Origin of the sequence: Acidovorax sp. M14 (assembly GCF_049331375.1) — a bacterium.
Classification (GTDB): Bacteria; Pseudomonadota; Gammaproteobacteria; order Burkholderiales; family Burkholderiaceae_C; genus Acidovorax.
The window spans coordinates 1,362,867-1,388,768 of record NZ_CP186263.1; the positions used below are offsets into that span (position 1 = coordinate 1,362,867).

The 25,902-nt window shown below is 63.0% G+C and carries 22 protein-coding genes; 9 read left to right on the forward strand and 13 right to left on the reverse strand.

Annotated elements, in window-relative coordinates:
- Positions 1-33 precede the first annotated feature (33 nt).
- The 3 genes from lspA to ACOYR4_RS06395 form a co-directional block, all read right to left on the reverse strand.
- Entirely contained in the window at positions 34-537 is a 504-nt protein-coding gene (lspA, locus tag ACOYR4_RS06385; protein WP_056060982.1) for a signal peptidase II, read from the reverse strand.
- Complete coding sequence (ileS, locus tag ACOYR4_RS06390) at positions 537-3,422, reverse strand: isoleucine--tRNA ligase (protein WP_422849000.1); 2,886 nt, start codon at positions 3,420-3,422, stop codon at positions 537-539. Before ileS ends, lspA begins: the two co-directional genes overlap by 1 nt.
- A 113-nt stretch (positions 3,423-3,535) precedes the next feature.
- The gene (locus tag ACOYR4_RS06395) at positions 3,536-4,585 is read right to left on the reverse strand and encodes a bifunctional riboflavin kinase/FAD synthetase (protein WP_422849001.1); all 1,050 of its coding nucleotides are present in this window, start codon (positions 4,583-4,585) and stop codon (positions 3,536-3,538) included.
- A gap of 255 nt (positions 4,586-4,840) precedes the next feature.
- Here ACOYR4_RS06395 and ACOYR4_RS06400 point away from each other — a divergent pair, with 255 nt between their 5' ends.
- Complete coding sequence (locus ACOYR4_RS06400; protein ID WP_015013076.1) at positions 4,841-5,398, forward strand: HNH endonuclease; 558 nt, start codon at positions 4,841-4,843, stop codon at positions 5,396-5,398.
- Between the two features lie 47 nt (positions 5,399-5,445).
- Here ACOYR4_RS06400 and ACOYR4_RS06405 read toward each other — a convergent pair whose 3' ends face one another.
- Positions 5,446-6,756: a tetratricopeptide repeat protein gene (locus ACOYR4_RS06405; RefSeq protein WP_209817274.1), complete on the reverse strand. Its 1,311-nt coding sequence runs from the start codon at positions 6,754-6,756 to the stop codon at positions 5,446-5,448.
- A 136-nt stretch (positions 6,757-6,892) separates the two neighbouring features.
- Positions 6,893-8,785, reverse strand: coding sequence for a sensor histidine kinase (locus ACOYR4_RS06410; RefSeq protein ID WP_209817273.1), 1,893 nt, complete (start codon positions 8,783-8,785; stop codon positions 6,893-6,895).
- Between the two features lie 238 nt (positions 8,786-9,023).
- Between ACOYR4_RS06410 and ACOYR4_RS06415 the strand changes: the two genes are divergently transcribed.
- The 3 genes from ACOYR4_RS06415 to ACOYR4_RS06425 all read left to right on the forward strand — a co-directional run bounded on the left by ACOYR4_RS06415 (position 9,024) and on the right by ACOYR4_RS06425 (position 12,925).
- A complete protein-coding gene (locus ACOYR4_RS06415; RefSeq protein WP_209817272.1) occupies positions 9,024-9,707 on the forward strand; it encodes a response regulator transcription factor in 684 nt (227 codons plus the stop codon).
- Positions 9,708-9,915: 208 nt separating this feature from the next.
- On the forward strand, positions 9,916-12,291 hold the full coding sequence (locus ACOYR4_RS06420) for an IPTL-CTERM sorting domain-containing protein (RefSeq protein ID WP_422849632.1): 2,376 nt from the start codon (positions 9,916-9,918) through the stop codon (positions 12,289-12,291).
- A gap of 76 nt (positions 12,292-12,367) precedes the next feature.
- Positions 12,368-12,925, forward strand: a complete 558-nt coding sequence (locus ACOYR4_RS06425) for a DUF3617 domain-containing protein (RefSeq protein ID WP_291445082.1) — start codon at positions 12,368-12,370, stop codon at positions 12,923-12,925.
- Positions 12,926-12,984: 59 nt separating this feature from the next.
- On the opposite strand, the gene ACOYR4_RS06430 is transcribed toward ACOYR4_RS06425, so the two are convergent.
- From ACOYR4_RS06430 to ACOYR4_RS06445, 4 genes are all read right to left on the reverse strand, one after another.
- Positions 12,985-14,379, reverse strand: a complete 1,395-nt coding sequence (locus ACOYR4_RS06430; RefSeq protein ID WP_422849002.1) for an alpha/beta fold hydrolase — start codon at positions 14,377-14,379, stop codon at positions 12,985-12,987.
- A gap of 88 nt (positions 14,380-14,467) precedes the next feature.
- Positions 14,468-15,583, reverse strand: coding sequence for an acyl-CoA dehydrogenase family protein (locus ACOYR4_RS06435; RefSeq protein ID WP_422849003.1), 1,116 nt, complete (start codon positions 15,581-15,583; stop codon positions 14,468-14,470).
- A 24-nt stretch (positions 15,584-15,607) separates the two neighbouring features.
- Entirely contained in the window at positions 15,608-16,789 is a 1,182-nt protein-coding gene (locus ACOYR4_RS06440) for an acyl-CoA dehydrogenase family protein (RefSeq protein WP_422849004.1), read from the reverse strand.
- Positions 16,790-16,834: 45 nt separating this feature from the next.
- A complete protein-coding gene (locus tag ACOYR4_RS06445; protein WP_422849005.1) occupies positions 16,835-17,536 on the reverse strand; it encodes a YceH family protein in 702 nt (233 codons plus the stop codon).
- A 24-nt stretch (positions 17,537-17,560) separates the two neighbouring features.
- On the opposite strand from ACOYR4_RS06445, the gene purN reads away from it, so the two are divergent.
- Positions 17,561-18,142, forward strand: coding sequence for a phosphoribosylglycinamide formyltransferase (gene purN / locus ACOYR4_RS06450; RefSeq protein ID WP_422849006.1), 582 nt, complete (start codon positions 17,561-17,563; stop codon positions 18,140-18,142).
- A 90-nt stretch (positions 18,143-18,232) separates the two neighbouring features.
- On the opposite strand, the gene ACOYR4_RS06455 is transcribed toward purN, so the two are convergent.
- Positions 18,233-18,487: a DUF1653 domain-containing protein gene (locus tag ACOYR4_RS06455; protein ID WP_015013082.1), complete on the reverse strand. Its 255-nt coding sequence runs from the start codon at positions 18,485-18,487 to the stop codon at positions 18,233-18,235.
- 66 nt (positions 18,488-18,553) lie between these two features.
- On the opposite strand from ACOYR4_RS06455, the gene ACOYR4_RS06460 reads away from it, so the two are divergent.
- The 3 genes from ACOYR4_RS06460 (at position 18,554) to ACOYR4_RS06470 (ending at position 23,131) form a co-directional block, all read left to right on the forward strand.
- A complete protein-coding gene (locus ACOYR4_RS06460; protein WP_422849007.1) occupies positions 18,554-20,407 on the forward strand; it encodes a M48 family metalloprotease in 1,854 nt (617 codons plus the stop codon).
- Positions 20,408-20,510: 103 nt separating this feature from the next.
- The gene (locus ACOYR4_RS06465) at positions 20,511-21,785 is read left to right on the forward strand and encodes an RsmB/NOP family class I SAM-dependent RNA methyltransferase (RefSeq protein WP_422849008.1); all 1,275 of its coding nucleotides are present in this window, start codon (positions 20,511-20,513) and stop codon (positions 21,783-21,785) included.
- 131 nt (positions 21,786-21,916) lie between these two features.
- Positions 21,917-23,131, forward strand: coding sequence for a DesA family fatty acid desaturase (locus ACOYR4_RS06470; RefSeq protein ID WP_309825888.1), 1,215 nt, complete (start codon positions 21,917-21,919; stop codon positions 23,129-23,131).
- A 234-nt stretch (positions 23,132-23,365) separates the two neighbouring features.
- Here ACOYR4_RS06470 and rpmG read toward each other — a convergent pair whose 3' ends face one another.
- From rpmG to trxB, 3 genes are all read right to left on the reverse strand, one after another.
- Positions 23,366-23,536 (reverse strand): 50S ribosomal protein L33, encoded by a 171-nt coding sequence (gene rpmG, locus ACOYR4_RS06475; RefSeq protein ID WP_005797189.1) that lies wholly within the window; start codon positions 23,534-23,536, stop codon positions 23,366-23,368.
- An 11-nt stretch (positions 23,537-23,547) separates the two neighbouring features.
- On the reverse strand, positions 23,548-23,781 hold the full coding sequence (gene rpmB / locus ACOYR4_RS06480) for a 50S ribosomal protein L28 (RefSeq protein ID WP_015013086.1): 234 nt from the start codon (positions 23,779-23,781) through the stop codon (positions 23,548-23,550).
- A gap of 270 nt (positions 23,782-24,051) precedes the next feature.
- Positions 24,052-25,005 carry a thioredoxin-disulfide reductase gene (gene trxB / locus ACOYR4_RS06485; protein ID WP_015013087.1) on the reverse strand — a complete coding sequence of 318 codons (954 nt, stop codon included), beginning with the start codon at positions 25,003-25,005 and terminating at the stop codon, positions 24,052-24,054.
- Between the two features lie 186 nt (positions 25,006-25,191).
- Between trxB and ACOYR4_RS06490 the strand changes: the two genes are divergently transcribed.
- Positions 25,192-25,869, forward strand: a complete 678-nt coding sequence (locus tag ACOYR4_RS06490; RefSeq protein WP_422849009.1) for a Crp/Fnr family transcriptional regulator — start codon at positions 25,192-25,194, stop codon at positions 25,867-25,869.
- Positions 25,870-25,902 lie beyond the last annotated feature (33 nt).

Sequence of the window (25,902 nt, forward strand, 5' to 3'; positions counted from 1 at the left end):
AGCGGGCCGTTCAGGGGGCAAAGCGAGTGGGGGTCAGCGCTCGCGCCGTACCCGCAGCAGCTCGTCCAGGATCAGGCAGGCCGCACCCACCGTGATGGCCGAGTCCGCCAGATTGAACGACGGGAAGTACCAGCCCGCGTAGTGGAACTGCAAGAAGTCCACCACATAGCCGTGCATGAGCCGGTCCACCACGTTACCCACCGCTCCGCCGAGGATGCTGGACAGCGCAAAGCTGAACAGCTTCTGGCCCGGGTGCGCGCGCAGCTGCCACACGATGAAGATCGTGGCCGCCGCGCCGATGCCGGTGAACAGCCAGCGCTGCCAGCCGCCCGCGTCCGACAAGAACGAGAACGCTGCGCCGGTGTTGTGAGCGCGCACGATGTTGAAGAAGCTGGTGATGAACGTGGAGTCGCCCAGCTGGTAGTGGTTGAGGATCAGCGTCTTGGTGATCTGGTCGGCGCCCAGAAGAAACACCGCCCACGCCAGCCACGGCCACATGCCCGCGCCGGTGCGTCCGGCCTGTGCTGTGCGCGCCATCACGCGTGCGCCCGGCTTTCGCCGTCGCCGTGGAGGTTGCTGGTGCAGCGGCCGCAGATGGTGGGATGGGCGGCATCGCTGCCCACATCACTGCGGTAGTGCCAGCAGCGCTCGCACTTCGCGTCGGAGCTGGGCTTGACGCTGATCTGCAAAGCGCTACCAGCTACCAAATCGATAGCGGATGTGATGAACACGAATTTCAGGTCATCGCCCAGACTGGCCAGCAGCGCATGGTCCTCGGGCGCAGCCGTCAGCGTGACCGTCGCCTGCAGCGAGGAGCCCACCTGGCCTGCGGCGCGCAGGGCCTCGATCTCCTTGTTCACCGCATCGCGGATCTCGCGGATGCGCGACCACTTGGCCAGCAGGCCCTCGTCGGCACCGGCGCCCACGCCGGCGACATTGCCGTAGGTCTCCAGGAAGATGGAGTCGGAGCTGCCGAACACCTTCCACGCCTCTTCGGCCGTGAACGAGAGGAATGGCGCCATCCACCGCAGCATGGCGTGCGTGATGTTGTAGAGCGCTGTCTGCGCACTGCGGCGGGCCAGGCTCTTGGGCGCGGTGGTGTACAGGCGGTCCTTGAGCACGTCCAGGTAGAAGCCGCCGAGGTCTTCCGAGCAGTACAGCTGCAGCTTGGCCACCACCGGGTGGAACTCATACACCTTGTAGTGGGCCAGCACCTCGGCCTGGAACTCGGATGCGCGGGTGAGTGCGTAGCGGTCGATCTCCAGCATCTGGTCGAACGGCACGGCGTCCTTGGCCGGGTCAAAGTCGCTCACGTTGGCCAGCAGGAAGCGCAGCGTGTTGCGGATGCGGCGGTAGGCATCCACCACACGCGCCAGGATCTTCTCGTCGCCCGCGATGTCGCCGGAGTAGTCGCTGGCGGCCACCCACAGGCGGATGATTTCAGCGCCCAGCTTCTTGTTGATCTCTTGTGGGTCAATGCCGTTGCCCAGCGACTTGCTCATCTTGCGGCCCTGGCTGTCCACGGTGAAACCGTGGGTCAGCAGGCCGCGGTACGGCGCACGGCCTTCCAGCGCGGAGGCCAGCAGCAGCGAGCTGTGGAACCAGCCGCGGTGCTGGTCATGGCCTTCGAGGTACAGGTCGGCCTCGGGGCCTGTGTCGTGGTGCACCTCGGGGTGCGTGCCGCGCAGCACGTGGCTGAAGGTGGAGCCGGAGTCGAACCACACTTCCAGGATGTCGGTGCTCTTGGTGTAGTGCGGCGCGTCTTCGGCGCCCAGGATTTCTTCGGTCGTCACACGGCTCCAGGCCTCGATACCGCCCTTTTCCACGATGTCGGCCGCCTGGTCCATGATTTCCATGGTCCGCGGGTGCAGCTCGCCCGAATCCTTGTGCAGGAAGAACGGGATGGGAACGCCCCAGCTGCGCTGGCGTGAAATGCACCAGTCCGGCCGCCCGGCGATCATGTCGTGCAGGCGGGCCTTGCCGTTCTCGGGGTAGAAGCTGGTGTGCTCGATGGCATCGAGCGCGATCTGGCGCAGCGTCTTGGCAGGCTTCATGCCTGCTTTAGTGAACACGCCTTCACCCTCGTCCATGCGGATGAACCACTGGGCCGCCGCGCGGTAGATCACGGGCGTCTTGTGGCGCCAGCAGTGGGGGTAGCTGTGCGTGATGTCCTTGGTGGTCATCAAACGGCCTGCATTGCGCAGCGCTTCGATGATGACGGGCACAGCCTTCCAGATGTGCTGGCCGCCGAACAGCGGGAAATCGGCCGCATAGGTGCCGTTGCCCTGCACGGGGTTCAGGATTTCGTCGAGCGCCATGCCATGCGCGCGGCAGGAGTTGAAGTCTTCCAGCCCGTACGCAGGCGAGGAGTGCACGATACCCGTGCCGTCGTCGGCCGTGGCGTAGTCGGCCAGGTACACGGGAGAAAGGCGGCGGTAGCCGAAGCTGCCTTCTTCGCTGGCCACGTCGTACAGCGGGTGCTCAAATTCCAGGCCGCCCAGGTTCTTGCCCAGGGTGGTGGCCAGTACGCTGCCCGTGAGGCCGTAACGCTCCAGGCACGACGCCACCAGCGGCTCGGCCACGAGCAGGATGCGCTCGCCCGTGTCCACCAGCGCGTAGCTGATCTCGGGGTTCAGGTTCAGCGCCTGGTTGGCGGGGATGGTCCAGGCAGTGGTGGTCCAGATGACCACAAATGCATCCTTGGCCAATGCGGGCAGGCCAAAGGCGGCTGCCAGCTTGGCGGGGTCGTGCGACTTGAAGGTCACGTCCAGCGTGGTGCTCTTCTTGTCCTGGTACTCGATCTCGAACTCGGCCAGCGAACTGCCGCAGTCAAAGCACCAGTACACAGGCTTGAGGCCGCGGTACACAAAGCCGCGCTCCATCACGCGCTTGAACGCGCGGATTTCCCCCGCCTCGTTGGCGGGGTTCATGGTCTTGTAGGGGTTGTCCCATTCGCCCAGCACGCCCAGGCGCTTGAAGTCCACCATCTGCTGCGCGATCTGCTCCGTGGCAAACGCACGGCTTTTGGCTTGCATGTCGTCGCGACTCAGGTTGCGGCCGTGTTTCTTCTCGATGGCGTTTTCGATCGGCAGGCCGTGGCAGTCCCAACCGGGCACGTACAGCGCGTCAAAGCCTTCGAGCTGGCGCGCCTTGGTGATCATGTCCTTGAGGATCTTGTTCACCGCATGGCCCATGTGGATCTGGCCGTTGGCGTAGGGCGGGCCGTCGTGCAGGATGAACTTGGGCGCGCCCCGGCGAGCGTCGCGCAGGCGCTTGTAGATGCCTTGGTCTTCCCAGTCCTTCACCCAGCCCGGCTCGCGCTTGGGCAGGTCGCCGCGCATGGGGAAGGGGGTGTCGGGCAGGTTCAGGGTGCTGCGGTAATCCGGGGCAGTGGAGGTGGGCGTGCTGGCGTTGTCGGACATGAGGGAGCCTTAAAACGGGGCATTCCGGGGCGGGCCCGGAGCAATGCGGGGAAACAGAGGGCGAAACGCGAGAGGTGTCGGGCCTGCAGTGCAGGCGCTGCGCAGGCAGCCCCCTAAATTCGATCGCGCGTGGTCTGACGCCGGGTCTCGGTGTGATTGGGGGCGTGGGCCGATGCAAAGTAGGCGCGCGCATCCGCACAGTCTTTGGCAATGCCCGCTGTCAGGGCGTCCAGACCGTCGTACTTCAGCTCGTCGTGCAGTTTGTGCAGCAGTTCCACGCGCACGATTTTACCGTACGCCCCTTCGGCACCCAGTTCGGCGGGCCAGTGCAGGCAATGGGTTTCGAGCAGTACGCGGCCGCCGTTGACGTCGTTCGGGTCCAGCGAGGGGCGCACGCCCAGGTTGGCCACCCCTGGCAGCGGGGCATCGGCCAGGCCATGAACCAGCACGGCAAAGATGCCGCTGGCGGCGGGCTTCCAGTGCGCAAACCGCAGGTTAAGGGTGCGAAAGCCGTCGCCTGCGCCCTCTGCGGTGGCGCCCAGTTCCCGTCCGAGCTTGCGGCCATGCACCACATGGCCGCTGATGGTGTAGGGCCGCCCTAGCAGGCGCGCGGCGGCCTCCATGTCTCCCGCTGCCAGCGCCTGGCGCACGGCGGAACTGGACACGCGCAGCCCATGCACCTCGTAACTGTTCATGCGAGCCACGTCAAAACCTTGGGCTTGGCCGGCGGCGTCCAGCATCGCGTAGTCGCCCGCGCGCTGGCGGCCGAAGCGGAAATCGTCACCCACCAACACGTAGCGTGCGCCCAGCCCACGCACCAGCACTTCATCGATGAAAGCGTCGGGTGACTGGGCGGCCAGCCGCGCGTCAAACGGCAGCACCACGGTCTGTTGCACACCGCAGCGGGCCAGCTCGGTGAGCTTGTCGCGCAAGGTGCCGATGCGGGCTGGGGCCAGCTCCGGCTTGTTATGGGCGCCGGCAAAGTAGTCGCGCGGGTGGGGCTCGAAGGTGAGCACGCAGCTTTCCACGCCCCGGTGGGCCGCCTCGCTGTTCAGCAGGGCCAGCATGGCCTGGTGACCCCGGTGCACACCATCGAAGTTGCCGATGGTCAGCGCGCAGGCATCGGCAATGCCCGGGTGGTGGAATCCGCGAAAGATCTTCATCGGTTTGTTATCTTTTTGATAGCGCCATGCGCAGGTCCATCAAGCGCAGGACGCCAATTTGTCACAAAAAGAGTATATTGTGACCCACGGCTGGTTCAGCGCAGGGCTGCCCGCGAGACATCTGCGTTCAGAATCCTTTAGGACTTGCGCAAATCGGGATGCAACAACCGCCTTTACGTTGGGGCGAGCCACTTGCCAGAGTCCTGTTTTGCGGAAGTCATGTCCTTGTGTACTTTGTGTTCCAGGAGGCGTGTTTTGAAGGTCTTGAAGCTCTCAGCCCAAGGGCTGCCCCAATCGTGGATTTCACTCGAACAGGCGGTGATTCATTACGCCGCCGGGGAAGTGCGCTGGGAGTCCGGCGGCCAGATTGCCCGGTTCCGGGGCGGGTACAACGCCATATCGGGTGAGCAATCGGTGATCGCCATCAACAGCATCATCGGCACCAAGGGCGTGCCCAGCATCAATCCGTTCGAGCTCAAGCCCAGCCTGACCAACAGCAAGCTCTTCGCTCGCGACCGCAATGTGTGCGCCTACTGCGGTGGGCGTTTTCACGAAGAGGACCTCACGCGCGAACACATCGTGCCGTTCGCGCGCAACGGTCAGGACCACTGGATGAACGTGGTCACGGCCTGCCGCCCCTGCAACCACCGCAAGGGCCCGCGCACCCCGGAGCAGGCGCACATGCCGCTGCTGTACGCGCCCTATGTGCCGAGCCTGTGGGAGGACTTCATCCTGCGCAATCGGCGCATCCTGGCCGATCAGATGGAATTCCTCATGGCCCACGTGCCCAAGTCGTCGCGCCTGCTCGCTTGAGATGAAGCCTTGCTCCAACGCAAACGATGCGCTGGTGGCGCTAAGCGTCAGGCTTGTTTGTAGGCTGTTACGACAAACCCGGGAACCGGTTGGCGATTTTCTTCGCGCAAAACGGTGTCCTGGATCTCCACAGTCGCAAAGCCGGTGGACTGGCAAAGAGACTCCACGTGGCTTCGCTTGTGTGCATACCGGCCCGTCGGCTGCAGGACCAAATCAGGTCCCTGTTCAGGAGCTGTTTCAAACGAGAAGACCATCATGCCGCCTGGCGTCAGGACACGGTGCGCGTTGGGGATCGATTGCGTCACGTCGCCAGCGTAGATAAAAACGTCCAACGCTGTAATCACTTGATAGAGCGCATCGGGTGTTTCGCGCAGGGCGTCATGCAAATTCACCGTATGGAAGCGGTCGTAGACGTTGTGCCGCGCTGCTTGCTCAATCATTTTCATCGATGGGTCTACGCCCACCAGCGCGCCGTCGAGGCGGCCCAAGCACACCCCTAGCAGCCCCGTTCCACAGCCAAGATCCAGGACATTGATCTTTTTGTCAGGATGTTGCGCCAGGATCTTGTCGCCGACTTGTTTGGGCAACTGGTACTTGAGACCACGCACCACGTGCAAGTCGTAAAACTCAGCCATGTTGTCAAAGATAGAACGCGTTAGTTCTGGGGGCTGTTCCCCTGGCGTTGCACCGTTTGCGAGCTGTCCGTAGTACTGGTACACCGCGTTGTCCGGTGCCAGGCTCAGCAAAGCCGTTGTATTTTCCTTAGCGTCGGTTGGCTTCCCGGCTGCGATACACGCCTGGACACGGCCGACCAGGGACTGCGGATCCTGCGGTTGTTCCTGCACCAGGCTGTCCCAGATCGCAAGGGACTCCGCGTGCTTGCCTTGCTCACTCAGGTCGCGTGCCAGCAGGCGCCGTAGCGCGATATCGCCGGGCACCAGCTCAAGGCCTCGTTGCAAGTGGCGGACAGCCATCTCCAGATGACCGGCACGGTGTGCGATATCGATCACACCTGCGAGCACCTGCAGGTTTTTGGGTTCAAGTGCGGCTACTTTTTCGGCGGTTTCTATAGCTTCTGGAAACTGATTCTGACGCGCTAGCAGCAATGCCAGTTCCAGCAGTCCAGGCCCCCAGTCAGGCGCCAGGGACACTGACTTGCGCAGCGCATCAAATGCGCCTTGAACGTTGCCCGCTTTTTCAGCCAGCAGACCGCCGAGCATGAAAACCCGCGGATCCTGAGGCCATTGTGCGTTGGCCTTGTTGAGTGTGAGCGCGGCGTTCTTGAGATCGCCTTGTGCAATCTGCTCGCGGGCCTGGGTCAGGTGCTGAAGGTTGGGGTCGGTCGCTGTGGCGCTCATGGGTGCTGGAACTTTGAAAATAGACCGCAGGGCAGTCTGCCGGACGTAGAAGGGTCGGCGTCAACAAGAAATGCGAGGGGTGATTATCCAGGATTCAGCCGGTGAAGCTTTCTGGCTGCTTGGTGAAGGTGATACCTTATCTCCCGCTGGGACTGATGCGCTGCGAGGCCAGTGTCAACGTGAAGCAAGCGCCCAAGCCCTCGCTGGATTGAACGGTGATGTCGCCCCCGTGCAAGCGTGCAATGCGGCGAGCAACCCATAGTCCAAGGCCAAACCCCTTGCTTTGGTCCGTGCGGTCGCCTCGCTCAAACTGTTCAAAGATACGGTTCATCACGTCCAGCGACATTCCCGAGCCTTCGTCCGCCACAGAGATTTCAAGCAGCCCCGTCTTCCCTTTTTGTGCTGCGATGAAAATTTCCCCGGCGGTGGCATATTTCACGGCGTTGTCCACCAAGTTGGACAGGGCAATGTGCACCAGGGTTGCGTCGCAGACCCATTCCGGGGGCGCAGAGTCGGTAAAAAGCTGCAATCGGTGGCGGGGCGACCAGTGCACCAGTTGAGCGGCGTGGTGAAGCAAATCGATGACTTTGACCGGAGAGGCCTGCAGCGCGAGGCCGCTGTGGTCGAGTCGCTCATTGATCAGGCAGCTGTCGACCAATGCGGTCAGGCGCCTGCTGGCCCTGCGTATTTGCACGGCCCGATCGACCTGGGGCTGCAGCTCGGCGGAGGGGAAGCTCTGCTGCTCTGCCGCAGCGCTATCGATCACCGTCAATGGGGTTCGGAACTCATGGCTGATCATGTGGAAGAACTGCCGTTGTTCATCTCGCAAGGCGCGCTCGCTTTCAAGCGATGTTGCAAGCGCGACTTGGGCCGCAGATAGCTCCGTAGTCCGCTGCAGGATGCGTTCCTCCAGCGATTGCTCGGACAGCGCCAGCCGCTCTATGGCCTGGTCCTTCGCGTGCTGGGCTCTGCGATAACGGGTCACCATCCCGACGAACACCGCACTCGCCAGCAGAGCGGTGAATGCGATGGCCTCAAGTTGCCAGATCCATGTCGCATCGACATTCCATTGAATCTGACCCGTCATGAGAATGGCGATGGGTACGCCGCACAGGCAATGCAGGCCGTATGCCAGGAGTAAAAGTACATGCGGACCGATGCGGTCTCTGCGCCGCAATGCCAGACAGCACAATGAGATTCCTGCGATGTCGCTGGCAAGCAGAGAGATCAGATTGACCCATGCCACATCGGGGTAAAAGCCCAGAGGTCCGCTGAAAGCGCCCAGCACATTCACTCCTATAAGGAGGGTCAGGAATCTGTCGGTCCACTGGTAGGGCGTATGGCGTGTGAGCTGTTCTTTGATTTGCCATGCCAGCGCCGCGGGTAGCAAAAAAGCCCCTATGCTGACAGCGTTGCTGTCCCAGAAGCTGAAGTCCGGTGGGGTCCAGAGACTTGAGTAGCCCCGCACGTTGAACACGTGAATGGCGCTGGCAGTCACCAAGACCGCGAGCGAGAAGAGCGCACGCGTCCGGAAAATGATGGTGGCAGCCCAGATGCCGACCAAAAGAGCGGACATGGCGCCGAAATAAAGCCCCATGAGCCGTTCAGCGGATGCCAGGGTGGTTGCAAGGGCATGGGTGTCAAGAATGTCCGCTTGGAACTGCGTCGCGCTGGTTGTATGAATCCGGATGAGAGCTTCCCGACCTGGTGTCAAACGAAACAGATGTTGCCTAACGCCAGGTTTGCGATCCGTGGGCACCAGATCCCCACTCTCCTGTATACGCCACGCACCATCGCTGCCTTTCTGGTACAGGGTCACAAAGTCGAGATAGGTCGGCTGTGCCAGCAGCCAGAGATCTCCCGGTTCATGTTCAGGGGGGAGGGCTGGCACCTTGAAGCGCAGCCATACGGTGTGACGCAGATACCCAGCGCTCAAAGGCGCTTGAAGGTTGGCTTTAGCTCCTTCTGCCGGAGTGGTGCTGATCGCCTCAGGTCCCAGGTTCCCGCTGGGATCATCCAGTCTGTCCATGGGGACATCCCATCCCAGCTGCCAACTGGTTGGCGTTTGTAGCGCTTGTGCTGGTGTGCATGCCAAACCCCATAGCAGAGCGAAGAGCCAAATCGCGGTCAAGGGGAAGTACGTTGTTCTGGAAGGCTTTCGGCGCATCGTTTCTGTGAGTTCTTGAGAGTTCTTGTGCATGGCTGGCGGCGTGATGCGCTGACACAATGTTACGCAACCCACTTCCTGATTTGCTCCCATTTTTCTCATGTCTGCCGAACCGATCATTGCTGTTGTCGAAGACGACGAGGACATCCGCAGCAATGTGTGCCGATTCCTCGCGCGCTCTGGCTTTCAATCTTGGGGCGCCGAATCCGCAGAGGACTTCTACGTTCGTTTGCTGCAGTCTCGTGTGGATCTGGTTGTGATCGACATTGGGCTGCCCGGTGAAGATGGCCTGAGCTTGCTCACCCGTTTGGCATCTCAGGGCGTTCCCACGGTACTCATGACGGCCCGCGCCGATCTCGATAGTCGGATCAAAGGTCTCGATGCCGGTGCATTGCAGTATTTCGTGAAGCCTGTGGACATGCAGGAACTCGTGGCTGGCATCCGTTCCCAGTTGCGCAGCAAGCGCTTGCAAGGGGGAGGCGACGCGTCGGTTGCTGTGCCCTGGCAGCTGGACGCAGCGAATGCGGCCTTGCGCGCGCCCAATCAACTGCTGGTGCCTCTTACGACCCGTGAGCTTGAACTTCTGTCTTGCCTTTTCAAGACAAAGGGCGTGGTTGTCAGCAAGCAGGTTTTGATGCACGCCGTGGGTGGAAGAGGGTTGGAGGACGACTTCCACCGCATCGAGTCGGCGCTCAACCGGTTGCGCCGCAAGACTCTGGAAATCACCAGCATGCCCTTGCCGGTGCGTGCAGTGTTCGGCAAGGGGCTCGTCTTCGTGACATAGCCCTGCGCAGGGGCTTCTGCGGCTGCACTCGCGCAGCATCGCCCACCCATTCAACCAGTTACCCATTCTCTTTCGATGGCTTGAAGGCCAACGAGGGGAGAGGCTTGCCTGTGCGCCAGCCGTTCGAAATCAGTTTGGTTTTGTGTGTGAGTCAACCCGCGGCCATCCGCGGGAATTTGCGGTTTACCAAGAGGGGGAAGTGTTGAAAATGATCGATAACTGGATGGCATTGCGGACCTTGGCTTGCCGCTGCTTGCGTGGAGTCTTCGCGCTCTTTGTTGCTGCGCTGTGTTTGCTATCCACCGCTCAGGCGGGGGTGGTGAACGGCGATTTCGAAAGTGGAGATTTCACGGGCTGGACGGTGACCAACTACCGCAACAACGGTATTGCCACATTCCCGCCCACCCAGAAAAGCCATCTGAATTTGCAGCCTCCCGTTACGGCCCCAGTGACGCAGGTGGTGAGCGCGGCATCCGGCTCGCCCGCGAGTGCGCCAGACGCACCCGGACAAGCCATCACCATCCCGTTTCAGGGCTCGTACAGCGCACGGATCAACGCGCGTGGCAACAACAACCGTGCCAGCGGCATCCAGCAGTCCGCCCAGATGGTGCTAGCCGATGTGGACCCCGTGGATGGCAAAGTGCACTTGCGCATGGCCGTCGCTCCGGTGATCCAGGACGGCGGCCACAGCCCTGAACAACAAGCCTATTTCTACGTCGAAGTGCGTAACGTCACCAAGGGTACGCGCCTGTTCTACACCTTCAACTTTGCGGCCCAGCCAGGCGTGCCATGGCAGACCCTGGGGGGCTATCAGTACACCGGCTGGCAGGCGATTGACGTGGCTCCTGGGAACGGACTTTTGGATGTCGGTGATACCGTCGAAGTCGAGGTCATCGCCGCAGGTTGCAGCCAAGGCGGTCACTCAGGGGAGGTTTACGTAGATTCGATCGGCCCCTTCTTTGCCGGCCTCTTGGTCTCAGCCACTGGGCCCACGACCGCCCAGCCAAGCGACAACGTGGCCTACACCTACACCTACAGCAACAACAGCGGGGTGATGGTTTTCAACAGCAAAGTCAGTGCGCAAAGCCCGCAAGTGCGAAACGCAGCCAACACTGCCACCGTCGATGCGGTGTTTCAGTCGGTGACAGCGCCTGCTGGTGCGACTTGTACGACACCGGCGGTGGGGTCGGCGGGCACAGTGACCTGCGACTTTGGCTCATTGGTCGACCACCAGAGTGGAACTTTTGAGATCGTATGGGGCGTGCCCGCCGGTGCGAGCGCCAGCAGTCCGACCAACTCGCTCAACCATGGCACCTACTCCATGTCAGCCACAGGGGCCAGTACGGTGCTGGGGCCGTTGGTGCAGACCCGCGTTGTCAGTGGTGCAACGTTGACAGACTTGACGGTCGGTGTGAGCGATGGTGTATCGGCCACCGCTGCGGGCAGCGCTTCCACTTACACCGTCGTGGTGAGTAACAACGGTCCGGCTCCTGTGATTGGAGCGGCATTGACGCAGCCGACTGTGTCGGGCCTCACAGCGGGCAACTGGACCTGCAGCGGCACAGCGGGCGGATCGTGTCAGGGTGGGGCGCCCTCGGCGGGTACTCTGCCTGGTGGCGGTGTGCTGCTGGACATTCCGGTCGGAGGGAGCGTCACGCTCACTTTCGGTGCGACCGTGACTGGGCCGACTTCGGCATCCACGGTTTTCAGCATTGCGACCCCTGCGGGTGTCACCGATAACAACACTGCCAACAACACTGCTGGCGACACCAACTCGGTAGCCGCCACGCTGCACAACCTGAGCCTGACCAAGTCGGGAGCGGGCAGCGGCACTGTGGTCAGTGTGCCTGCTGGCATGAACTGCGGTGCCACCTGCACGCTGCCAGTGGCAGACGGCGGCCAGGCCATACTCACGGCCACGGCGGCATCGGGAAGCATCTTCACCGGCTGGTCGGGCGCATGCACGGGCACCACCAACCCATGTACCGTACCCGCCATGACTGCGGACGCCGCAGTAGTCGCCAATTTTGCTCTGTCCGCTACCGTCACCATGACGTCTGGAGCCGGAGGAACTGTGACTCCCGCCAGCTCACGCACGGTGCCAGTAGGCGGGACTGTGACCTACACGCTCACACCCAACGCAGGCAATACTCTCAGCGCCAGTGGCTCCTGCAACGGCGTGCTCACCGGCAACACCTACACCGTCAACCCGGTGACGGCCGATTGCAATGTGGCTTTCAGCTTTGCACCGCTGTCCGTGACGGCAACCGCAGGCGCCAATGGCACTGTCACGCCCTTGGGGGTGACCAATGTTGCAGCGCCCGGTAACACCGTGGTCTACACAGTGACGCCCGACCCTGGCTTTGTGGCGCGTATCGCAACCAGTGGCGGAGCGTGCGGGGGCACCCTGGTTGGCAATACCTATACGACAAACCCGGTCAACGCGTCTTGTACGGTGAGCGTGACTTTTGTGGCGATCGCCGTTCCAGCATCCATTCCAACTTTGTCCGAATGGGGGCTATTGATATTGTCAGCATTGATGGCTGCGTTCTTCATCTACTTCCACCGCCGACAGGCGCGCTGAGCCTGTCAGGAAGCGTGAAGCTTGGGGCTGGAGTGTTCCGTCAAGCGCTGCCAGCCCCTTTTACTGGAGATTTTTGATGAGACAGATTGCGCATGTCGCACGCTGGTCGTGCCTTGCTGGCCTGGGCGTGTGGATGGGTGTTGTCGCTATCCAATCTGCAAATGCGCAGCAGATGCCGGCGCGAAAGCCGGGGCTCTGGGAGGTCACGGTCCGCAGTACCGGCAACTCGGTAGCGAATGAGCAGAAGGTTTTGCAATGCACTGATCGCCAGGCGGAGCCGATCATGTTGCTTGCGATCGTGCCCGGGCAGGAGCATTGTCACAACGTGAGAGTAAAGAAAAATGCACGTGGCAGTGAGGTGCGCACCGTTTGCTATGTGCACGACAACCGCGTGGACGCCACGGTACAACTGTCAGGCGACCTTCAAACCGCCTACCGCGGCGTGTTTGAGGTCACTTATTCCAAACCTGTGCGTTTCGTTCCAGGGCGCACCGAGTTCGAGGGCCGGTGGTTGGGCGAATGTGGCGCTGCGCAGCGGCCAGGAGACATGGTGCTACCCAATGGCGCGACGGTGAACGTTGTGGAAGACCGCAAGCGTGCGGAAAGCCACGGTCACGCAGGGCACTCGCACTGATGCGCTTGTGTCCGCGACGGATCGCAGTGCCCTGACGTGCGCGCAGGGATATCGGCCAACTACTGGCTGATTTCCAGCATCACCACGTGGCCTTGCGCAGCAGGCCAGGTCTGCCCCACCACCCGTTCGCCATTGAATTCGGCAACGATGCTGCGCACGCCACCGGCAGGCTTGACCTTGGCCGAGGCCACGCCGGCCCCTGCGGGCACCCCAGCAGGCACTGCACCGTCCAGCAGCATCTTGTCGCGCGCCGGGTCCAGGTAGCCGCGCGGGCGGGTCAGGGTCACGACGCTGTCGGCACCCTTGTCGGCATCGGCCATGCGTTCTGCGCGCAGGTGGATGAGGTCGCTGCTGCGCGGGAATCCGCTGCGGTAGATGTGGGTGGTCGCATAGCCCGGTGCGGTGATCACGAACTCGATGGGTGCGCCGGGTGCAATCGCCAGCGGACCCCATTGGCCATCAGGTCCCACCGTTTTGCGCAGCAAAGGGTTGCCTTTGCGGGTGCCGGTGGCAGGGTCGGTGGCATATACCTCCAGCTGTGCGCCCGCCAGCGGCAGGTTGTTGCTGAAGTTGCCGGTCTTGGGGTCGGTGGAGTCAACGCCCAGGCCCGTGACCTTACCGTTCAGCACCACAGATTTTTCCGCAGCGATCTCGGTGCGTGCTGGCGCCTTGCCTGTGATGAAACGGTAGGTGGCTTCAAACGCAGCGGGGGAGTACGACGTCTCGCGGTGATCGATGCGCGGGATCACCACGTTAGTGGCGCCCTTGAGTTCGGGGCCTGCGGCGGTCACGTTGGTGGCCGTGCCTTTCTGGCCGATCCACAGGCCGTCGGGTTGGGCGAACTTGTCGTTGTTGTCCGAGCGGATGGTCATCCATTTCACCGGGCCGCTCACTTCGTCGCCCGCTGCGTTCTTGGGGGCGTTCAGTGCTTTGAGGAAGGGACCGGTGCCGGAAAATTCGTTGCCTTCACGGAACCCCGGGATCGCCCACACGCCGTGGTTGGGGGTGCCGCCCAGGATGGCGTGGCTCACGGTCTTGTCGCCGCCGCCGTTGTAGATGTAGTTGCGGATGGCGTTGCCGCCGCGTGAGTTGCCCACCAACACGACCTGGCGGGCGCCCGTGGCTTGGAGCACCTTGTCCACCTCGGCCTTCAGGTAGGCCATGTGCTCTGCGGCCGATGTGCGGCCTGCCTGGGGTTTGGCATCCTCATCGCGCGACAGCGGGTAGGGCACGTCGATGGCGTGCAGGCGCTCGCGGGGCCAGCCGTTCGATTCGAACCGCCACACGGTGGTTTGCCACAGCGCAGCGGTGTCGCCGTTGCCGTGCACAAAGACGATGGGTGGTGCCTCGGCCAGGCTGGGGCTTTGGGTGGCGCAGCCAGCCAAGGCGAGGGTGGCCGCAGCAGCGGTGGCCAGCAGGAGAGATCGGCGTTGCAGCCAGAGTGTGTTGTTCATGAAGCTGTCTCCAGAAAGAAAAAATGCCCGTGGACCAGTGAATCCACGAGCATCGTTGATGGCTGTGACGCGCCTGCGTCAGTGACCGTCAGGCAAACACGCCTGCGGTGTCTTGCATGCGGGCGGACACTTCACCCAGGTGGTGCAGCGTGTCGCCAAAGGTCACTTCCAGCTGGGTAAGCTTCTTGAAGTAGTGGCTCACGATGTATTCGTCCGTCACGCCGATGCCACCGTGCAATTGCACGGCCTGCTGACCGACAAAGCGCATCGACTGGCCCAGCTGCACCTTGGCGCGGGCCATGGCGGCGCGGCGTTCTTCCGCAGGAGCGCCGAGCTTGAGGCTGGCGTAGTAGCTCATCGAGCGGGCCAGCTCCAGCTGCATCTTCATGTCGGCCACGCGGTGGCGCAGCGCCTGGAAGCTGGAAATGAACACGCCGAACTGCTTGCGCTGGTTCATGTATTCGACGGTGATGGCCACGGTCTTGTCCATCACGCCCACGGCTTCGGCGCAGGTGGCGGCGATGCCGGTGTCCACGGCCAGCTCCAGCGCGGCCAGGCCGTCGGTGGTGAGGAGCGTGGCGGGGGCGTTGGCCAGTTGCACCTCGGCGGCGCGGCTGCCATCCTGCGTGACATAGCCCTGCGTGGTCACGCCGCTCGCAGTGCGTTCGACCAGGAAGAGGGCCATCTTGCCGTCGAGTTGCGCAGGGACGATGAAGGCGTCGGCCTTGTCACCAGTGGGTACTACGCTTTTGATAGCTGTTACCGCATACCCTGATTGCGTTTGAGCCGCCTTTGCCTCGCAAACGTTCAGGCGGTAGCGCGCCTTGCGCTCCTGTTGTGCCAGCACGATCAGGGCTTCGCCACTGGCCACACGGGGCAGCCAGGCGCTCTGCACTTCAGTGGGTGCGTAGTGCGACAGCACACTGCTGGCGATGAAGGCCTGGGCGATGGGCTCCAGCACGATGCCACGGCCCAGTTCTTCGGCCACTACCATCGCGTCGATGGCGCCCTGGCCCATGCCGTCGTGCGCTTCGGGCACGGTGAGCGCTGTGAGGCCCAGCTCGGCCAGTTCATTCCAGGCAGTGCGGTCAAAACCGCCTGCGGCCACGGCCGCGCGGCGGCGCTCAAAGGTGTAGCCCTTGTCCACCCACTTGCGCACGGCGTCGCGCAGTTGTTCCTGGTCGTCAGAAAAATCGAAATCCATGTTCTTGTCTCCTGGAACTTGGGATCAGCCGAGGACGGTCTGAGCCACGATGTTGCGCTGCACTTCGTTGGAGCCACCATAGATGGTGGTCTTGCGCAGGTTGAAGTAGGTGGATGCCAGCGGTGCGTTGGCGGTGACGCCGCCGGGGAAGTTGCCCTGCCAGCCGGCTTCCATGGCCTCTTCGATGAAGGGCATGGCAAAGGGGCCTGCGGCCAGCATCATTAGCTCGGCGTAGCGCTGCTGGATCTCGCTGCCCTTGATCTTGAGCAGGCCCGCAATGTCGAGCGAGTTCTTGCCGGACTTCTCGGCAGACAGTACGCGCAGCACCAGCATTTCCAGCGCCACGATGTCGACTTCGAGCAGGGCGATCTGGTCGCGGAAGCGCAGGTCGTCCCACACGCCTTCGGTCTTGGCGATGCGCTTGAGGCGCTCCAGCTCGCGCTTGCTGCGGTTCACGTCGGCGATGTTGGTGCGCTCGTGGCTCAGCAGGTGCTTGGCGTAGGTCCAGCCCTTGTTCTCTTCACCGATCAGGTTCTCGGCGGGCACTTCGACGTTGTCGAAGAACACTTCGTTCACTTCGCACTCGCCATCGAGCAGCTTGATGGGGCGCACGGTCACGCCCTTGGACTTCATGTCCACCAGCAGGAAAGAGATGCCGGTCTGGGGCTTGCCCTCGGTGCTGGTGCGCACCAGGTTGAACATCCAGTCGCCGTGCTGGCCGAGGGTGGTCCAGGTCTTCTGGCCGTTGACGATGTACTTGTCGCCCACGCGCTCGGCGCGGGTCTTGACGCTGGCTAGGTCCGAGCCCGAACCGGGTTCGCTGTAACCCTGACTCCACCAGACTTCGCCGCTGGCGATGCCGGGCAAGAAGCGCTTTTGCTGCTCCGCATTGCCAAACGCCATGATCACCGGGGCCACCATCACCGGGCCAAACGGCACGATGCGTGGCGCGCCCGCCAGGGCGCATTCCTCTTCAAACAGGTGCTTTTGCACGGCTGTCCAGCCGGGGCCGCCGAACTCCTTGGGCCAGCCAAAGCCCAGCCAGCCCTTCTTGCCCAGGATCTTGGCCCAGCCCTGCATGTCTTCGCGGGTCAGGCGCAGGGCGTTGTGCACCTTGTGCGAAATTTCCTTGGGCAGGTTGGCGTTAACCCAGGCGCGAATCTCTTCGCGAAACGCCTGTTCTTCGGGGGTAAATGCGAGATCCATCGGTTTGTCTCCAAGTGATCCGCATTTGTAGCACGGTCGTTCGTTTTATTCCTGTCCGGGTGGCGACATTGGACTGAAGTCAGGGGAAATGCCCAGCTCGGCGCACAGCCGCTGCACGGTGTTGCGCAGGCTTGCCACCTCCGCCTCCAGTGCGTCCACGCGGGCCTGCAGGGCGGGGGAGGGGCTGGCGCCCGCGCCAGCTGCGGGTGTTTGGCTGGCAGACATGTCCACCGGCCCGCACAGCAGGTGCGCCCAGCGCTGCTCGCGGGCGCCGGGCGCGCGGGGCAGCTGCACGACCAGCGGGCCACCCTTTTCGGCGCTGCGCTCCTGCAACTCGTCCAGAAACGCCTCGACCGAGGATATGTCCGCAAACCGGTACCAGCGCTCGGCGTTGATGCGCAACTCGCCGGCGGTCTGCGGGCCGCGCAGCATGAGCAGGCCCAGCAGCACGGCCGATTGCTCGGGCACACCCACGCCGCGCTGAAAGTTGTGCTCCCAGCGCGTGGTGCGGTTGCCGCTGCTCTCAAACGCCAAGGTCAGCAGTTTGAGCGAATCCAGTGCCTCCTGCGCCTCGGCGTCGCTCAGGTTCATCACCGGGTCACGGCTGGTTTTCTGGTTGCAGCCGGTGACCAGACCGTTGAGTGACATGGGGTAGCTGTCGGGCACCGTGCGCGCCTTTTCCATCAGGGTGGCCAGCACGCGGGCTTCGTTGGGGGTAAGGGGGCGGGTCGCAGGATCAAAAGGCATGGCTGGGATAATCCGTGGCAATTTATGAAGAACATCGTCATTCTGATCTCTGGCGGCGGCTCGAACATGGCCACCATCGTTCGCACCGCGCAACAAGAGAACTGGGCCCATCGCTATGGCGCCCGCGTGGCGGCCGTGATCAGCAACAAACCGGATGCTGCGGGGCTGGTGTTTGCGCGCGAGCACGGTATCGCCGCCGAGGCGCTAGACCACAAGGCCTTCGCCAGCCGCGAGGCGTTCGATGCGGAACTGGCTGCCACCATCGACCGACACCAGCCCGCCCTGGTGGTGCTTGCGGGGTTCATGCGCATCCTGACGCCCGCATTTGTGGCGCACTACGCGGGGCGGCTCATCAATATCCACCCTTCGCTGTTGCCGGCTTTTACCGGGCTGCACACGCACCAGCGCGCCATCGATGCGGGCTGCAAGTTTGCGGGCGTGACGGTGCACCAGGTGACGGCCGAGCTGGATGTGGGGCCCATCCTGGACCAGGCCGTGGTGCCAGTGCTGCCGGATGACACGGCCGAGACGCTGGCCGCCAGGGTGCTGACCCAGGAGCATGTGATTTACCCGCGCGCCGTACGGGCGCTAATTCAAACGCTGTAGCTAACACCCGGCTGCAGCGATCTGATTGCTATTGAAAATATAGCGTAGAGCGCTTTTCGGACGAGCACCGAAGCCGCTTTTGGGTGCCAGCTATACGGGCGCCGTCCCCTCTGCGCATTTCTGGAAGCGGGGCTGCAGCACCCCGTCGATCAGTACCTGCTCCTCAAACATGGCGGCGGGCCGCACCCACAAGCCACGCTGGCCGTACAGCGCGCGGTACAGCGTCATGGGTTCCAGCGTTTCGCTGTGGCGCACGGTGTCGATCACTTCATAGAGCATGCCCTTGTAGTGGCGGTACAGGCCGGGTGGCGTGCGGATGAGTTCGGGCAGGTCGTCGTCGGTCATGGTGCTGCGGTGGCGTGAGTGGTTAGGATGGCGGCTGAAAAAAATCAACCAGAGTGAGGGAAGTCCGTGGACCAGGCAGATTTTGTGCACATGGTGCGCATGAGCGAGCATGCCAGCGCCGGCAACAGCCGTGCGTACCGCCGCAGTGTGGCTGCGTTTGCGGCGTTGGGTTATGCCTGGGTGCTGGGGTGTCTGGCGCTCGCTGTGGGTATTTTGTTGTGGGTGGTGCCCCAGTTGCTCCATGGGCGCTTTCGGTTGGCGATGGTTTGGGCCTTGCTGGGGGCCGGAGGTCTGCTGTGGGTCAGCCTGCGTGCGCTGTGGGTGCGGTTTGATGCGCCGGAGGGCGTTGAAATTACCGCGCTGGACGCGCCCGACCTGTTTGAAGCGCTGGCGCGCATCCGCCGCAAGATCAAGGGCCCGCCCATTCACAAGGTCACGTTGACCGACGAATTCAATGCCAGCATCCAGCAGTTGCCGCGTTACGGTCTGCTGGGTGGGGCGGTCAACCACCTGAGCATTGGCTTACCCCTGCTGATGGCGCTGGACCGGCCACGTTTTCTGGCGGTGCTGGCGCACGAGTACGGTCACCTGCGGGGCGACCACGGCCGCTTTGCGGCCTGGATCTACCGCACCCGCCTGTCGTGGATGCGCCTGAATCACAGCCTGGCCGACGATGAGGGGCCGGTGGCTGCTGCCACGCAGCTGTTCATGCGCTGGTACTTTCCGCGGTTTTCAGCGAAGACCTTTGCACTGGCCCGCCAGGACGAATACGAGGCCGACCGCATCGCTGGCAAGCTACTGGGCCGCGAAGTGACCGCTGCGGCCTTGGCCGAGATCGAGATCCGGGGTGCCTGGCTGCAGGCGGAGTTCTGGGGCAACCACTGGTGTGCAGCGGCGGGCAACCCGTTGCCGGTGGGTCCCTACCGCAGCATGCGCCGCGCCTTGGCCAAAGCCCCTGATGCCGCCTTTGCCAATGACGCCCTGCGCCAGGCGCTCAAGCGTCTGAGCAATCTGGACGACACCCACCCCAGCCTGCGCGACCGCATCGAGGCACTGGACGCCACGCCCACCCTGCCGGAATGGTCGCGCGGCAACGCGCTGGCCCTGCTGGGCCCGGATGCCAAACGCTGGGTGGCCCATTTCGACAAGCAATGGTGCCGCGACAACGCCAGCGAATGGAAGCAGCACCACGCCTGGCTGGGGCGCGTGCGCGCACGCGCCGATGCCCTGGGTGCATCGACGGCACAGAGCAGCGCCGCCGACCTGGTGGAACTGGCCCGCCTGAAGCGCCATCTGGACCCGCATGCCGATGTCCGTTCCCTGTACGAGCTGGCCCTGCAGCGCAGCCCCGAATACCCTGCCGCGCTGCGCGGGCTGGTGCCCTGCCTGGCAGAGGAGGATCGGGAGGGTAAGCTGCTGCTGCTGCACCGCCTGTGGGAAACCGGCAGCAGCGACCGTTACTGGGCTGCGCGCACGGCATTGGCCGAACTGGAGACTCCACGCCTGGGGCTGGACCACGATGCGGCCGCTTTCAAGCAATGGCGCAAGCGGCTCGAGCGTGCTCAAGAATCCGAAGAGCGGGCCTGGGAAGAGTTGTCGGGCACCTCGTTCTTCAGCCAGATCGTGCGGCATGACCTCAGCTCGTTCGAGCTGGCCGAGCTGCAGTCTGAGCTGGCCCGCTGCGCACCGCTGGCGCGTTGCTGGCTGGTGCGCAAGAACCTGCGCGAATACCCCCAGCGCAGGGCCTACCTGGTGTTTGTCGAGTTGCCGGGCATGGACGATGAAAGCCGCTACCACCTGTGCCGCGCGCTGGAGCGCAACCTGAGCCTGCCGGGCCCCGCGCTGGTGCTGTGGGCGGGTGAGTCGCCGACCCTGCAGCAGATCGAGCGCTCGGCGTTCGAGCCGATCTACAGCCGCTGACGACTTGGCCGTGCATGGAGTGGCTTGCTCGTGGACTTGCGGCTGTCGCAGTGGGAGGGTAGGGGGATATTGGTAGCGCGGCGGGGAATGGGACAATCGCAGGATGCATCCCAAAGTTCTTCTCGACGCCTGCGCCGAACTGGTCAGGCTCACCCTCACGTTTGAACACCCCGCCGACGCGGTGGTGTCGCGTTTCTTCCGCGACAACCGGGGCCTGGGGCCGCGCGAGCGCGCCACGCTGGCGGAAACGGTCTACACCGTGCTGCGCAAGAAGCTGCTGTTTGACCACATGGCCCCGTCGGGCTCGGGGCCCAAGGAGCGCCGGCTGGCCATCCTGGGGTTTCATGGTCCGCGTGATTTCCTCAAGAGCGCCCTGACCGAGCAGGAAAAAAAATGGCTCGACCAGTGCGATGCGGTCACGGTCGATGACCTGATGGAGCGCCATCGCCACAACCTGCCCGAATGGATGGTCAAGCCCCTGAAGGACCAGCTGCGCGATGGCTTCTGGCCGCTGGTGGAAAGTCTGGCCCAAAGCGCCCCCCTGGATTTGCGCGTCAATGCCCTCAAGGACAAGCGCGCCGATGTGCAAAAAGAGTTGGCCAAAGCAGGCATCAAGGCGCATCCCACGCCGTATTCACCCTGGGGCCTGCGCATTGACGACAAGCCCGCGCTGACCAAGCTGGACGCCTTCACACGCGGCGCCATCGAGGTGCAGGACGAGGGCTCCCAGCTGCTGGCCCTGCTGCTGGATGCCAAGCGCGGCGAGATGGTGGTGGACTTTTGTGCCGGGGCCGGGGGCAAAACCCTGGCCATTGGCGCCAGCATGCGCAATACCGGGCGTTTGTACGCTTTTGATGTGTCGGGCCACCGCCTGGATGCACTGAAACCCCGCCTCGCCCGCAGCGGCCTGTCGAACGTGCACCCCGCCGCCATCGCCCATGAGCGCGATGACCGCGTCAAGCGTCTGGCAGGCAAGATCGACCGCGTGCTGGTGGACGCGCCCTGTTCGGGTCTGGGCACCTTGCGGCGCAATCCGGACCTCAAATGGCGCCAGTCGCCCAAGGCCGTTGAAGAACTGGTGGCCAAGCAGACGTCCATCCTGGACAGCGCGGCCCGCCTGCTCAAGCCGGGCGGCCGCTTGGTGTACGCCACTTGCAGCATCCTGCCGCAAGAAAACGAGGCCATTGCCGAGGCGTTCAGTGCCGCCCATCCGGACTTCCAGTTGTTGGACGCCAGCGAGCTGCTGGAGCAACTCAAGGTCGAAGGCGCCAAGGGTTTGTGCAGTGGCGGTGCATCGGGCAGTAGTTATTTGCGCCTGTGGCCCCATCTGCACCAGACTGACGGATTCTTTGCGGCCATCTGGGCCAAGAAGGACTGAAATGCTGGGTGTAGGGCTCTAAACCAGCGTAAACACGCTGGATTTCCCTGACCCTTTCAGAGGCAGGCCCTCTAAAATGAAATAGCTGCTTCGTTGGTGAGCAGGTTCTCTGTAGTAAGGTTTTTGTGAATATGCTGTTACCCGACTGGGCTGTACTGAACGCCGCCATTGACTGGCTTGGAAATGGGTTGTGGAACCTGGCCTGGTGGCAGATCGTGTTGTACACCCTCGCCACGACCCACATCACCATCGCAGCGGTCACGATCTTTCTGCACCGCGCCCAGGCCCACCGCGCGCTGGACCTGCATGCCATTCCTTCGCATTTCTTCCGCTTCTGGCTGTGGATTGGGACCGGCATGGTCACCAAGGAATGGGTGGCCATCCACCGCAAGCACCACGCCAAATGCGAAACCGTGGACGACCCGCACAGCCCCCAGACCCGTGGGCTGGACACCGTGATGTGGCGCGGCGCCGAGCTGTACCGCGCCGAGTCCAAGAACATGGAAACGATCAAGAAGTTCGGTCACGGCACGCCCGATGACTGGATGGAGCGCAATGTTTACACCCGCTACGGCTGGCAAGGCGTGGGCCTGATGCTCATTCTGGACCTAGCCCTGTTCGGCGCCCTGGGCGCGGCAGTGTGGGCGGTGCAGATGCTCTGGATTCCGTTCTGGGCCGCCGGTGTGGTCAATGGCGTGGGTCACTACTGGGGCTACCGCAACTTTGAGGCGCAGGACGCCAGCACCAATTTGTCCCCCTGGGGCATCATCATCGGTGGCGAAGAGCTGCACAACAACCACCACACGTACCCCACATCGGCCAAGTTCTCGGTCAAGCCCTATGAGTTCGACATTGGCTGGGTGTACATCAGCCTCATGAAGAAAATCGGCTGGGCCACGGTGAAGAAGGTGCCGCCCAAGCTGCAACTGGGCGATGTGAAGCCCGTGGCCGACGAAAAGACGCTGGAAGCCTTGATCGCCAACCGCTACGAAGTGATGGCTGGCTATGCGCGCGGCGTGCGGCAGGCTTGCAGGGACGAGATTGCCGCGCTGCAGGCGCGTCAGGCCGATGTGTCGGTGCTCAAGGCGGCCAAGCGCTGGCTGCACCGCGATGCCGAGAAGGTGCCAGCGGGCGCCTTGCCGCAGCTGGCGCAGGCCCGTGCGGCATCTCCGACGCTCGACAAGATGGTGACCATGCGCGAAGAGCTGCGTCAGCTGTGGTTGAACACCTCCCAGTCCCGCGAGCAGCTGACTGCTGACCTGCAAGCCTGGTGCCGCCGTGCGGAAGAAAGCGGTGTGGCGGCTCTGCGAGAGTTCTCCATCCGACTGCGCGCTGCGCGTGCCTGACCAGATGTTCTCAGGACGTTGAGGGGCTGGCTACAGGTCCGGGCACCTCAGGCGCACCTCCCAACAAACCGCTGTAAGGACTTGTGCCTGCAGCGGTTTTTTGTTGGCTTCAGCGGAGAAGGAAGGAGCGCGGCGGGGATGCCGCCAGGCTGTACGCAAAGACCTGCATGCCCATGAAAAAAGCCGCCGGGCTGGACGCCGGGCGGCTTTTGGGAAGACCAGAAAGAGGCTGAATTACTTCAGCTTCATTTCCTTGTATTCCACGTGCTTGCGAGCCTTGGGATCAAACTTCATGATCGCCATCTTCTCGGGCATGGTCTTCTTGTTCTTGGTGGTGGTGTAGAAGTGGCCGGTACCCGCAGTGGATTCCAGCTTGATCTTGTCGCGTCCGCCTTTGCTTGCCATGGTGCTACTCCTTAAGCCTGGCCACGGGCACGCAGGTCTGCGAGCACCGAGTCGATACCGTTCTTGTCGATCAAACGCAGGGCAGCGCTCGAAACACGCAGGCGCACCCAACGGTTTTCGCTCTCAACCCAGAAACGGCGGTATTGCAGGTTCGGCAGGAACCGGCGCTTGGTTTTGTTGTTGGCGTGGGAAACGTTGTTCCCAGTCATGGGCTTCTTGCCCGTTACGTCGCAGACGCGTGCCATGAGGACACTCCGATACTGTATTAACGGCCGTTCGCTGAGCCCTGGGCGTTTGATTTGCTCAAGTTTGCTTGCGGCCTCACCTCGCCAGAAAGGGTGGCGGTAACCCGATTCGCCGGTTTCGGATGACCGCAAAAAACGGGCCGAATTCAGCAAAGCCACAGATTATAGCCTGCAGCCCGATTTTTGTCGACGGGCCGCCCCAAGACAAAAAAGCCCCCTTGGGGGGGCAGCGACCCGCGCAGCTGCGGAGCGTGGGGGGCTTGCTCGTGATCAAGCTTCTTGTTCAAGGAAGCGCTGCGCGTCCAGCGCGGCCATGCAGCCGGTCCCGGCGCTGGTGATGGCCTGGCGGTAAACGTGGTCCTGCACGTCGCCCGCGGCGAACACGCCGGGCACGCTGGTCTGGGTGGCGAAGCCCTTCAGCCCGCCCTGGGTGATGATGTAGCCGTTTTCCATCTCCAGCTGGCCCTGGAAGATTTCGGTGTTGGGCGCATGGCCGATGGCGATGAAGCAGCCCTGTAGTTTGATATCTTGGGTGCTGCCGTCTTGCGTGCTCTTGATGCGGATGCCCGTCACGCCCGTGTTGTCGCCCAGCACTTCATCCAGGGTGTGGAAGAGCTTGAGCTCGATCTTGCCGGCAGCAACCTTTTCGTGGAGCTTGTCCACCAGGATGGGCTCGGCCTTGAACTTGTCGCGGCGGTGCACCAGCGTGACCTTGCGGGCGATGTTGGACAGGTACAGCGCTTCCTCCACGGCGGTATTGCCGCCGCCCACCACGCACACGTCCTGGTCGCGGTAGAAGAAACCATCGCAGGTGGCGCAGCCGGACACGCCCTTGCCCATGAACGCTTCTTCAGAGGGCAGGCCCAGGTACTTGGCCGAAGCGCCCGTGGCAAGGATCAGGGCGTCGCAGGTGTAAGTGCCGCTGTCGCCGGTGAGTGTGAAAGGGCGCTTGCTGAAATCGACCTTGTTGATGTGGTCGAAGATGATCTGGGTCTTGAAGCGCTCAGCGTGCTCCAGAAAGCGCTGCATCAGGTCCGGGCCCTGCACGCCGTGCACGTCGGCGGGCCAGTTGTCCACTTCGGTTGTGGTCATCAGCTGACCGCCCTGGGCCATGCCGGTGATGAGCACCGGGTTCAGGTTGGCGCGCGCGGCATAGACGGCTGCCGTGTAGCCCGCAGGGCCAGAGCCGAGGATCAGAACTTTCGCGTGTTGGGTGGTGGACATGGTAAAAGCCTGTGTTTTGCGCCCGCTACATGGGGCGCTGTTGGGAAAGCTGGGGGTTGATCCAGGGAGTATCAACCGATCACCGCTCGCGGGAGAGGCCCCTTTTTCAATCACGGTGATTGTAAGAACCCATCAATAACCCGTTGCGGCTCCGGTTGGGTCGCGCCCCTGAAAGGAGAAGTTTGCATGTCCACGATGTTGTCCAACCTCGACCTGCTGCGCCGGGTCCCCCTGTTTTCGCTGCTGACGGTGGCGCAGGCCGAGGTGATCAGCGGCGCGGTGATCAAGCGCCGCTTCAAGCGTGGCGAGGTGCTGGTCGAGCAGGGACAAAAGTCCAATGCGCTGTTCATCCTGCTCACCGGGCGTGCCAGGGTGATGACCTCCGACAGCCGCGGGCGCGAGGTGATCCTGGCGACCCTGGCCCAGGGTGACTATCTGGGCGAGATGAGCATCATTGACAACGAACCGCATTCAGCCACGGTGCGTGCCGAGGTGCAGACCGACGTGCTGATGTTGGGGCGTGCGGAGTTTGCCCGCTGTCTCGCCGAGAACGCGTCCATGTCGCTGGTGGTGATGCGTGGGTTGGTCAAGCGGCTGCGGCACGCGGATCGCAAGATTGAGTCACTGGCGTTACTGGATGTGTATGGCCGTGTGGCCCATGCGCTACTGGACTTCGCAGTCGCCGATGCGCAAGGACAGCTGCTGATCAAGGAAAAAATCTCGCGCCAGGACCTGGCCAAGATGGTGGGGGCCTCCCGTGAAATGGTCAGCCGGGTGATGAAGGACCTGGAGGAGCGCGGCTTTATTGAAGCGTTGCCTAACGGGGCCACTTTGCTCAAGGACCGTCTGAACGCGCTCGGCTGATGGGCATTTGGGCGGCGCTACGCCTAGCGGCGT